Origin of the sequence: Shigella sp. FC1544 (assembly GCF_001722145.1) — a bacterium.
GTDB lineage: Bacteria > Pseudomonadota > Gammaproteobacteria > Enterobacterales > Enterobacteriaceae > Escherichia > Escherichia coli.
Genome location: NZ_MECT01000549.1, coordinates 42507 through 53641, shown reverse-complemented (window position 1 = coordinate 53641; position 11135 = coordinate 42507). Strand labels below are relative to the sequence as shown.

Sequence of the window (11135 nt, the reverse complement as noted above, 5' to 3'; positions counted from 1 at the left end):
GTCATAGCCGACTGGCCGATAAACCGGGTCGGCGAACTGCTCCCCTGGCGCGTAGCACTGCCGACTGAATAACACATCCCCGTCAATACGGTTCTTGCTGCACGCTTACGTTAATATTGATATTGACCACGACGAAGGCGATGTTATGGGCCGTCATCCACTGAAAACTGTCGCTATTTTCCAACCCATCCCAGCGGGCTTCTTCGAGAAATTCAAGGTAGCGGGCGTTGTTGACGTGCTGGTAAACGTCGAGATGATATCCACGAACTTTGATTTGTGTTTGCATAGCGCAATAACCTTACGTTGTTGTTATAAGTACAGAGGTCATAACTGGTATGACCTCTTCAGTCTGGCAAAAAATTGCCACTATGCAAATTAATTACAGGGTTAATACCGCCAGATTACGTTCCACCAGCGAATTGCCCATCCCCGGCACCTGCTTTAGATCCTCCACTGTTTTAAACGGACCGTACTCTTCGCGATAACTGACAATCGCCTGCGCTTTCTTCAGGCCAACGCCATTCATCGCGCGGGCTAGCTCTTCCGCGCTGGCATTATTAATGCTGACCCGGGTGCCTTCTTCGTCACTGGCTTTCGCCGGTACTGCTGCTTTACTTTGTGCTGCAGGAGCTTCCGCTTTGGTTTCTACCGCCGTCGGTTTCGCCACAGAAGCTGCCGCCAGCGCGCTATGAGACATTCCGGCACAGGCCAGGGACAGGGTAATGAGCAGTGCTTTAATTCCGTGTTTCATACTGTTTTCTCCTTGTTTGTTAACAGTGGAATCACCTTAACGGCAGTGAAAACAGTAAACAAATGGCAATGTTCAGAAATGGAAAAGGCCGCGAAAGCGACCTTTTTCTTGTTACAGCTGCAACGCATTTTTTTGCGAGGCGTCTTCAGGATTATTGCTGTTCCAGCGCATCGCCAATTTTGATTTTCGCCTCTTTACGCAGGTTACTCATCAGAGCTTCAAAGACGATTTGTGCGTTGTTCTGGGTGATACCCTGCACCATCGCTTTTTTCTGATCTTCCGGCATTGAACCTTGTTTCACTTCATCCAGCGCCAGCAGAACCACATTACCTTGCATATCGGTCGCCATACCGTAGCTCGGTTTGTCTTTCGCTGGCAGTGGCAGTGCAAACGCCGCCTGGCTAATCAGGTCACGACCGGAACGGCTTAAGGTTTTCGGCTCGCCAAATTTCAGACCGGCAGCCTGCATAGCTTCCGCACCTTTGCCGGCTTTCAAATCAACCAGCAGTTTCTCAGCATCCACTTTCGCCTGTTGTTCAGCTTTGTTGTGCTGAACCAGTGCCTTAACTTGTTCCTGAACATCTGCCAACGGTTTCACCGCTTCCGGTTTGTGCTCGCTGATGCGCAGCACGAATGCACGGTCGCCGTCTACGGTGATGATGTCAGAGTTGATGCCCGGCGCGCCGTTTTCACCTACCAGACCGCCGTTAAAGATAGCGTCGGCAACCGGCTTGAAGTTCAACTCTTCCGGCAGGTTATCTTTGCTGAACCAACCCGTCTGAGTGGCTTTAACGCCGGCAACTTGCTCTGCACCGGCCAGAGACTCGGTGTCGTTGCTTGCCGCATCGCTCACTTTCTGCTGCAGCGCATAGTACGCATCGAGGGCTTTTTCGTGTTTCACTTTCGCCGCAATGTCGTCACGTACTTCGTCTAACGATTTCACTTTCGCTGGCTGAATGTCGTCCAGACGTACAATCAGGAAACCGACCGAAGATTTGATGACACCAGACAGTTGGCCTTTTTCTTTCAGACCAGCATTTTTCAGTTCGTCGGGGATAGTGGCATCTTCTAACCAACCCATATCGCCGCCGTTACGGGCAGAGATAATATCGGCAGATTTTTCTTTGGCTAATGCAGCAAAATCACCGCCTTTATTCAGCTCATCAAGTACCGCTTTCGCTTCATCTTCAGTTTTGGTCTGGATGATGCTGTAGCGGGTACGCTGCGGCTGGGTGAATTGATCCTGATGCTGATCGTAGTAGCTCTGGATATCCGCATCGCTAACCGGTTGCTGCATCGTTGCGGCATCCAGCTTGATGTAACTCACGCGGAATTGTTCCGGCGTCATGAAATTGTTTTTGTTTTGTTCGTAGTAGCTGGCAATCTCCTGTTCGGTCACAGGCTGCTTCGCCGCCAGCGCGTTAACATCGATAGTCGCCTCACGCACCACGCGTTGTTGCGCGACCAGTGCCGCCAGCTCGTCGGTTTCACCTTTCAGCATAAAATCGGTACCGGCAACACCGTTAATCAGCTGTTGGGTAGTGAGCTGGTTACGCAGCGCCTGGGCGTACTGATCGGCGGTCATCCCCATCTGGTTGAGGATACCGTTATAGCGGCTGTTATCAAATTTGCCGTCAACCTGGAAGGCTGGGGTCGCGAAAATCGCCTGTTTAACCTGCTCATCACTGATACCCAGTTTCAGCTCACGAGCGTACTGATCCAACAGCGCCTCGTCGATCAGACGATTCAGCACCTGTTGACGCAGGGTTTTCATATAGCCTTCATTCGCTGCCAGCTCGGAGTATTGATCGCCCAGCTGTTGCTGCATGCGATTACGCTCGCTGTTAAAGGCGTTCTCGAACTGCCCACGGCTGATTTCCTGGTCATTCACTTTTGCGGCGTAGTTATTGCCTCCGCCAATCAGGTAACCACTCACGCCGGTCAATATGAACGACACGATAATGATACCGAAAATAATCTTGAGCACGAGACTGTTTGCAGCCGTGCGTAAGCTGTCCATCATGGTGTAACAACACTCCGCTGTAGATGACTGTGTACCTCACGCAACGTATCGATGCGCGCAAAGGCCTATTGTGACAAGAAACGGGGGCAATTGTCAGCCCACAAGACGCAGAAAGTCACCGAATACAAATAAAAAAGGCACATCAGTAGATGCGCCCTTGAACTTCGTCACATCCCCACCGGGGACAACGCTTAGTTTACCGCGTCTTTCAGTGCTTTACCTGCACGGAAGCTCGGTACTTTAGCAGCAGCGATGGTGATCTCTTTACCGGTCTGCGGGTTGCGGCCAGTACGGGCAGCACGCTCTTTAACGGCAAAAGTACCAAAACCTACCAGTGCTACATCATCCCCTTCTTTCAGAGATTCAGTTACGGAAGCAATAATAGCATCTAACGCACGGCCAGCCGCAGCTTTAGAGATATCAGCCCCTGCAGCAATCTTGTCGATCAATTGAGATTTATTCACTCTTCTCTTCCTCTTTATAATTTATATCGCACTTGAATCCTTCAAGGTACGAACGCGCAGCAGTTATATCAGGCCAGCCATCCCCTTACAACACCCCTTAATAAGGGCAAGCCCGATCCGCCATCTAACTTAGCGAGACAAAAAAAGGCTGGCAAGCCCGAATTAGCCTGCCAGCCCTGTTTTTATTAGTGCATTTTGCGCGAGGTCACTATTTTGCAGTCACAACCTGCATGCCAGACGGTTCATTTTGCAGCGCCAGAGTCAGAACTTCCTCAATGCGCTTCACAGGATGAATGTCCAGATCGGCAATTACGTTGTCAGGAATCTCTTCCAGATCGCGTTTATTTTCGAACGGAATTAGCACTGTTTTAATCCCGCCGCGATGCGCTGCCAGGAGTTTTTCTTTCAAACCACCGATCGGCAGTACCTGACCACGCAGAGTGATCTCACCGGTCATTGCCACATCGGCACGAACCGGGTTACCGGTCAGGCAAGAAACCAGCGCGGTGCACATAGCAATACCGGCACTCGGACCATCTTTCGGCGTCGCACCTTCCGGTACGTGGACGTGGATGTCACGTTTTTCGTAAAAATCAGGGTTGATCCCCAGTTTTTCCGCACGCGCACGAACCACCGTTAACGCCGCCTGAATAGACTCCTGCATCACTTCGCCGAGCGAACCGGTATAGGTCAGTTTGCCTTTACCCGGAACACATGCGGTTTCAATGGTCAGCAAGTCACCGCCCACTTCCGTCCACGCCAGACCGGTTACCTGACCGACACAGTTTTCGTTATCAGCGCGACCATAGTCGAAACGCTGAACACCGAGGTAGTCATGCAGGTTATCGCCGTTAATTTCGATATGTTTTAATGACTTATCGAGCAGTAACTGCTTAACCGCTTTGCGGCACAGTTTGGAGATTTCACGCTCCAGACCACGCACGCCCGCCTCACGGGTGTAGTAACGAATAATGCCGATAATGGCGCTATCGTCGACGGTCAGCTCACCTTTTTTCAGTGCATTACGTTCAATCTGCTTCGGCAGCAGGTGACGTTTGGCGATGTTCAGTTTTTCATCTTCGGTATAACCGGAGAGGCGAATCACTTCCATACGATCCAGCAGCGGTGCCGGAATGTTCATGGAGTTCGACGTCGCGACAAACATCACGTCGCTGAGATCGTAATCCACTTCCAGGTAGTGGTCGCTGAACGCTACGTTCTGCTCTGGATCCAGCACTTCAAGCAGTGCAGAGGCCGGATCGCCTCGCATGTCAGAAGACATTTTGTCGATCTCATCGAGCAGGAACAGCGGGTTTTTCACGCCCACTTTCGCCATTTTCTGGATCAGTTTACCCGGCATAGAACCGATGTAAGTACGGCGGTGACCACGGATTTCCGCTTCATCACGCACGCCGCCCAGCGCCATACGGACATATTTACGCCCGGTGGCTTTGGCAATGGACTGACCAAGAGAGGTTTTACCTACCCCCGGCGGCCCTACCAGGCAGAGGATCGGTCCCTTGATTTTGTTGACACGGCTTTGAACCGCAAGGTACTCAAGGATGCGATCTTTCACGCGCTCCAGACCATAATGGTCGGTATCAAGGATTTCCTGCGCCTGACGCAGTCTTTTTTGACCTTGCTGCGCGCATTCCACGGTACCTGTACCATCCAGTCGATATAACCACGCACTACGGTCGCTTCTGCCGACATCGGAGACATCATTTTCAGCTTCTGCAACTCTGCTTCCGCTTTCTCTTTTGCCTCTTTCGGCATCTTCGCCGCGTCGATTTTGCGCTTCAGGGCTTCGTTTTCGTCCGGCGCGTCGTCCATTTCACCGAGTTCTTTCTGAATAGCTTTCATTTGCTCGTTCAGATAGTACTCACGCTGGGATTTCTCCATCTGCTTTTTAACGCGGTTGCGAATGCGTTTCTCAACCTGCAGCAGATCGATTTCCGATTCCATCATTGCCATCAGATATTCCAGACGTTCGTTAACGTCGGACATCTCCAGAACGGACTGTTTGTCAGCCAGTTTCAGTGGCATATGTGCAGCAATGGTATCCGCCAGACGCGCCGGATCGTCGATGCTATTCAGCGACGTCAGCACTTCTGGTGGGATTTTTTTGTTCAGCTTGATGTAGCCTTCGAACTGGCTGATTGCAGTACGCACCAGCACTTCCTGTTCCCGCTCATCAATGGTCGGCGACTCCAGATACTCCGCCTTCGCAGAAAAGTGTTCGCCATTGTCAGAGAGCGCAGAAATACGCGCGCGCTGTAACCCCTCGACCAGCACTTTGACGGTGCCGTCAGGCAGTTTCAGCATCTGCAATATAGAGGCCACGGTCCCGACGGTGAAAAGATCGTTTACACCCGGCTCATCCGTTGAAGCTTCTTTCTGCGCGACCAGCATAATTTTTTTATCATGGTCCATCGCCGCTTCCAGACAACGGATAGATTTTTCCCGCCCGACAAATAAGGGGATGACCATGTGCGGATAAACCACCACATCGCGCAGCGGCAATACGGGGATTTCAATGCGTTCAGAACGCTCAGGATTCATAGAGCTCTCTCTTAGTTTAATTTCCGCCAGGTAATCAGATGACACGACTGTGCTTCACGCCATCTATTAACATGTACGTCAGTATATGGGGATGTTTCCCCCACATTCAACGCCGAGAATAGAGGAAAAATTAAAGGGGAGATAAAATCCCCCCTTTTTGGTTAACTAATTGTATGGGAATGGTTAATTATTCACCAGATGCCTGTTGCGCTTCCGGCTTACCATAAATCAGCAACGGTTTGCTTTGACCATTAATTACCGACTCGTCGATAACCACTTTTTCGACATCTTCCATGGACGGCAGATCGTACATGGTATCGAGCAGTGCGGCTTCTACGATGGAACGCAGGCCACGGGCACCGGTTTTACGCGCCATCGCTTTCTTAGCGATAGCATCCAGCGCCTCGTCACGGAATTCCAGATCCACGCCTTCCAGATTAAACAGCGCCTGATACTGCTTGGTCAGGGCGTTTTTCGGCTCTTTGAGGATCTGAATCAGAGCTTCTTCGCTCAGTTCATTCAACGTTGCGACAACCGGCAGACGACCAATAAACTCAGGGATAAGACCAAACTTGATCAGATCTTCCGGTTCAACCTGCGCCAGCAGCTCGCCTTCGCTTGCTTTGTCGGACTTCGCTTTTACCGTCGCGCCAAAACCAATGCCGGAACCGGTTTCTACACGGTGGGAAATCACTTTATCCAGACCGGCAAACGCACCGCCACAAATAAACAGGATCTTGGAGGTATCAACCTGCAAAAATTCCTGCTGCGGATGCTTACGCCCGCCCTGCGGTGGAACGGCAGCAACAGTACCTTCGATCAGTTTCAACAGTGCCTGCTGTACGCCTTCACCGGAAACGTCACGGGTAATAGACGGGTTGTCCGACTTACGAGAAATCTTGTCGATTTCATCGATGTAGACAATACCACGCTGTGCTTTCTGGACATCGTAGTCGCATTTCTGCAACAGCTTCTGAATGATGTTTTCAACGTCTTCACCCACATAACCGGCTTCGGTCAGTGTAGTCGCGTCGGCCATGGTGAACGGAACATCCAGCAGGCGCGCCAGCGTTTCAGCCAGCAGCGTTTTACCGGAACCGGTCGGACCGATCAGCAGAATGTTACTTTTGCCCAACTCGACACCATTGCTGGTATCGCCGTTGCGCAGACGTTTGTAATGGTTGTATACCGCGACCGCCAGCACTTTTTTCGCCTGTTCCTGGCCGATAACGTAATCGTCCAGGTGGTTGCGAATTTCATGCGGCGTCGGTAGCGCACTGCGTTCACGATGCGGTGCAACTTCTTTAATCTCTTCGCGAATGATGTCGTTACATAAATCAACACATTCGTCGCAGATATACACGGATGGACCGGCAATCAGCTTGCGCACTTCATGCTGGCTTTTGCCGCAAAAAGAGCAATACAGCAATTTGCCTGAGCCATCTTTGCGTTTATCTGTCATGGGTCAAAACCTCTTCTTTGTTCTTTGTGCCGCACACGACGACGCAAATGCCATTCTCAGGCGCAAGCCGCTTACAGCGTTGTGCCGCCCTGGATAAGTATAGCGGCACAGTTGCGCCTCTGGCATCAATTACGATGGGTCAGAATCGAATCGACCAGACCGTATTCCACCGCTTCAGGGGCGGAAAGGAAGCGATCGCGCTCGGTATCACGTTCAATCTGTTCTAATGATTGACCCGTATGAAGCGCCATAAGTTCATTCATGCGCCCTTTAACTTTCAGAATTTCACGGGCATGAATTTCGATATCGGTCGCCTGGCCCTGGTAGCCGCCCAACGGTTGGTGAATCATCACGCGCGAATTCGGCAGGCAAAAACGTTTACCTTTTGCCCCTGCGGTCAGCAAGAAAGCGCCCATCGAGGCCGCCTGGCCCATACAGATGGTGCTGACATCAGGCTTGATAAACTGCATGGTGTCATAGATAGACATCCCGGCAGTGATCACCCCGCCTGGGGAGTTAATGTACAGATAGATATCTTTTTCTGGGTTTTCCGCTTCCAGGAACAGCATCTGCGCCACAATCAGGTTAGCCATGTGGTCTTCAACCTGGCCAGTCAGAAAAATGACGCGTTCCTTAAGTAGACGAGAATAGATATCAAAAGAGCGCTCACCGCGTGAGGTCTGTTCAATGACCATCGGCACCAGCGCCATATGGGGTGCAAAGTTATCTCGTTCGCCGCTGTATGACATTTCCGTCTCCTGGATAAAATTGAAAAAACCTGCTGTACCGATTGTAACCTTATGGACGGATTATCAGCTAGTCCCTGTGTTATGGGTACGGCATCACCATATTTCAAGCATAACAATCTTTTGTTGTTACGCTAACACCGAAAGAGGCTTTTCGCACGGTTCCATGCAAAATTCATGACAAAAAAAAGCCCACCACCTGGCGGTGACGGGCCTTTGTGCGAATTTAGCGCGTTATGCTGCGTAAATTACGCCTGCTGGTTCATCAGCTCGTTGAAAGTGGTTTCTTTTTCAGTCACTTTCGCTTTCGCCAGTACAGCTTCAACAGCCTGTTCTTCCAGAGCAACATTGCGCATGTTGTCCATCAGTTCTTTGTTTTTGCTGTAGAACTCGATAACTTCTTTCGGATCTTCGTACGCAGAAGCCATCTCTTCGATCAGGCCTTTCACGCGCTCTTCGTCAGCTTTCAGCTCGTTGGTGCGGATAACTTCGCCCAGCAGCAGGCCAACAACTACGCGGCGTTTAGCCTGTTCTTCGAACAGTTCGCGCGGCAGTTCCAGAGCTTGTTTTTCGTTGCCACCGAAACGCTGTGCAGCCTGGCGACGCAGAACGTCGATTTCGCTGTCGATCAGCGCAGCCGGTACGTCGATGTCGTTAGCTTTTACCAGACCTTCGATCGCCTGAGACTTAACGCGGTTACGGATGGCGCTCTTCAGCTCGCGCTCCATGTTTTTACGCACTTCAGCGCGCAGACCTTCTACGGAACCATCTTCAACGCCGAAACGTTTGATGAATTCTGCAGTCAGTTCCGGCAGTTCACGCTCTTCAACTTTCTTCAGGTTGATAGCGAATTTCGCTGCTTTACCTTTCAGGTTTTCTGCGTGGTATTCTTCCGGGAAGGTCACGTCGATGGTGAACTCTTCGCCAGCTTTGTGGCCTTTGATACCGTCTTCAAAGCCCGGGATCATACGACCCTGGCCCATCGCCAGTACGAAATCAGACGCTTTACCGCCTTCGAACTCTTCGCTGTCTACAGAACCGGTGAAGTCGATGGTTACGCGGTCTTCTGCTTCAACAGCGCCGTCTTTTTCTTTCCAGGTCGCCTGCTGTTTACGCAGAGTATCCAGCATGCCGTCAACGTCAGCGTCGGTCACTTCAACGATCGGTTTTTCAACTTCGATCGCTTCCAGACCCTGCAGTTCAACTTCCGGATAAACTTCAAACTCTACAGAGTAAGTGAAGTCTTCACCCAGCTTGTATTCGCCCGGAACATAAGTCGGTGCGCCAGCCGGATTGATTTTTTCTTTAATGATGGCGTCAATGAAGTTACGGCTCATCAGGTCACCCAGAACGTCCTGGCGTACAGACGCGCCATAACGCTGAGCAACGATATTCATTGGCACTTTGCCTTTGCGGAAGCCGTCAATACGTACTTTTTTCGCAACGTTGACCAGCTCGCTTTTAACAGCGGTCTCGATGCTATCAGCAGCGATAGTAATCGTTACACGGCGGCCAAGGCCTTGAGTGGTTTCAACTGAAACTTGCATCTTGTTACCTCAAAAAATCACAGTGCTCGGTCAACTCTTACCCCGCAAGCACAGGTTGTTGGCTTCGCGGAACCGGGATGTTCTTATAATCAATCACATTCCCTGTTACCAGAATCATCCCGAAAGCATTCAAATAGGACACGGCATTATAGCGGCATCACTTTTATGAGTCGAGAACGGTTATTGCGCGCTGTCGCGTATTTTTTCACAATTCCCGGGCAATTTTCGTCTGAATGCTGGGCAAAAAGCGCAAAATCCAGACAAAACAAAACGGCCCGCAGGCCGTTTTTCATAAAATCTTTAGCAACATACTGAAAAAGCGCCGACAGTTGCAAATGCGTTTTTACACGATGCTTCCTGCTCCACGACAGGGAGGAGAGGCAAAGACGGTGTCCTGCAACCCTTCCCACTCCTTAATAGTGTAAGTATGCAGAGCCAGCGCATGAACGGTAGTAGAGAGTTCCTCCGCTAAAGTACTGTAAATCATTCGATGACGATTCAGAAAACGTTCACCCGTAAAACGATCGCTGACCAGCACAACTTTAAAATGGCTTTCAGAGCCGGCTGGGACATTGTGACGATAGCTTTCATCCACTACTTCGAGGAATACGGGTTGGAACGCCGCCCTTAATTTTTCTTCTATCCGCTCACGTATCATCATGAAATATCTCCTCCGACAACGCTGAGATGTCATCCATCCCTTTAAATACTAGCCGCTTTTACCGTTTCCATTGCAGCTTAACAACAAATATTTAGGTTTCGTCCTGGTTTTTCCGTCAAGCGTATGAAGTTTACTGATTTAAAGATTGAAACACAGGCCTCGCATCAGCGTTTCTTTTACCAGGGGTGATTATTTCGTCAACATGATGAATTTACATGCCTTACCCACTTCCCCTCGCCGTTGGCAATGTTATGATGGCGGGAATTTTTACCAAACACGCTTAAGAGTCTCTGAGAGCCCGAACATGTTCAAAAAAATCCTCTTCCCGTTAGTTGCTCTGTTTATGCTTGCAGGATGCGCAAAACCGCCAACAACTATTGAAGTTTCCCCGACGATTACACTGCCACAGCAGGATCCAAGCCTGATGGGCGTCACCGTAAGCATTAATGGTGCCGATCAGCGTACCGATCAGGCGCTGGCAAAAGTCACCCGCGATAATCAAATCGTTACCCTGACCGCCTCCCGCGATCTGCGTTTCCTGCTGCAAGAAGTGCTGGAAAAACAGATGACCGCGCGTGGTTACATGGTTGGTCCGAATGGCCCGGTTAATCTGCAAATCATCGTTAGCCAACTGTATGCTGACGTGTCCCAGGGCAACGTGCGCTACAACATCGCTACCAAAGCGGATATCGCCATCATCGCTACCGCGCAGAATGGCAACAAAATAACCAAAAACTATCGTGCCAGCTACAACGTTGAAGGTGCGTTCCAGGCCTCCAACAAAAATATCGCCGATGCGGTTAACAGTGTGCTGACCGATACCATCGCTGATATGTCTCAGGACACCAGCATTCACGAATTCATCAAGCAGAACGCGCGTTAATTTCTGCCCTCTGGCCCGGTGCAAACCGGGCCTGTA

The 11135-nt window shown here is 50.6% G+C and carries 9 protein-coding genes and 2 pseudogenes; 2 read left to right on the top strand and 9 right to left on the bottom strand.

What is annotated here, in order from left to right:
- Positions 1–72, top strand: a 72-nt coding sequence (locus BGK49_RS31770) for a hypothetical protein (protein ID WP_252966805.1), incomplete at its 5' end; no start/stop codon positions are given.
- Positions 73–109: 37 nt separating this feature from the next.
- Here BGK49_RS31770 and fadM read toward each other — a convergent pair.
- The 9 genes and pseudogenes from fadM to bolA form a co-directional block, all read right to left on the bottom strand.
- Positions 110–286 (bottom strand): annotated as a pseudogene (gene fadM, locus BGK49_RS20070) (long-chain acyl-CoA thioesterase FadM); the annotation flags it as partial.
- A 93-nt stretch (positions 287–379) separates the two neighbouring features.
- Positions 380–751, bottom strand: a complete 372-nt coding sequence (locus BGK49_RS20065) for a helix-hairpin-helix domain-containing protein (RefSeq protein ID WP_000680312.1) — start codon at positions 749–751, stop codon at positions 380–382.
- Between the two features lie 151 nt (positions 752–902).
- Entirely contained in the window at positions 903–2774 is a 1872-nt protein-coding gene (ppiD, locus tag BGK49_RS20060) for a peptidylprolyl isomerase (protein ID WP_000969381.1), read from the bottom strand.
- Between the two features lie 191 nt (positions 2775–2965).
- A complete protein-coding gene (hupB, locus tag BGK49_RS20055; RefSeq protein WP_254892905.1) occupies positions 2966–3256 on the bottom strand; it encodes a nucleoid-associated protein HU-beta in 291 nt (96 codons plus the stop codon).
- 190 nt (positions 3257–3446) lie between these two features.
- Positions 3447–5800: pseudogene (gene lon, locus BGK49_RS20050) on the bottom strand (endopeptidase La).
- Positions 5801–5987: 187 nt separating this feature from the next.
- A complete protein-coding gene (gene clpX / locus BGK49_RS20045; protein ID WP_000130306.1) occupies positions 5988–7262 on the bottom strand; it encodes an ATP-dependent protease ATP-binding subunit ClpX in 1275 nt (424 codons plus the stop codon).
- Between the two features lie 125 nt (positions 7263–7387).
- A complete protein-coding gene (gene clpP / locus BGK49_RS20040; RefSeq protein ID WP_000122253.1) occupies positions 7388–8011 on the bottom strand; it encodes an ATP-dependent Clp endopeptidase proteolytic subunit ClpP in 624 nt (207 codons plus the stop codon).
- Between the two features lie 245 nt (positions 8012–8256).
- Entirely contained in the window at positions 8257–9555 is a 1299-nt protein-coding gene (tig, locus tag BGK49_RS20035; RefSeq protein ID WP_001198392.1) for a trigger factor, read from the bottom strand.
- A 343-nt stretch (positions 9556–9898) separates the two neighbouring features.
- Complete coding sequence (bolA, locus tag BGK49_RS20025) at positions 9899–10216, bottom strand: transcriptional regulator BolA (RefSeq protein ID WP_000973449.1); 318 nt, start codon at positions 10214–10216, stop codon at positions 9899–9901.
- A gap of 304 nt (positions 10217–10520) precedes the next feature.
- On the opposite strand from bolA, the gene BGK49_RS20020 reads away from it, so the two are divergent.
- Entirely contained in the window at positions 10521–11099 is a 579-nt protein-coding gene (locus tag BGK49_RS20020) for a lipoprotein (protein ID WP_005030624.1), read from the top strand.
- Positions 11100–11135 lie beyond the last annotated feature (36 nt).

Coding starts and splice junctions, on each gene's coding strand:
- ppiD (WP_000969381.1), bottom strand. CDS start 2,774: ATGATGGACAGCTTACGCACGGCTGCAAACAGTCTCGTGCTCAAGATT.
- bolA (WP_000973449.1), bottom strand. CDS start 10,216: ATGATGATACGTGAGCGGATAGAAGAAAAATTAAGGGCGGCGTTCCAA.
- BGK49_RS20020 (WP_005030624.1), top strand. CDS start 10,521: ATGTTCAAAAAAATCCTCTTCCCGTTAGTTGCTCTGTTTATGCTTGCA.
- clpX (WP_000130306.1), bottom strand. CDS start 7,262: ATGACAGATAAACGCAAAGATGGCTCAGGCAAATTGCTGTATTGCTCT.
- tig (WP_001198392.1), bottom strand. CDS start 9,555: ATGCAAGTTTCAGTTGAAACCACTCAAGGCCTTGGCCGCCGTGTAACG.
- BGK49_RS20065 (WP_000680312.1), bottom strand. CDS start 751: ATGAAACACGGAATTAAAGCACTGCTCATTACCCTGTCCCTGGCCTGT.
- clpP (WP_000122253.1), bottom strand. CDS start 8,011: ATGTCATACAGCGGCGAACGAGATAACTTTGCACCCCATATGGCGCTG.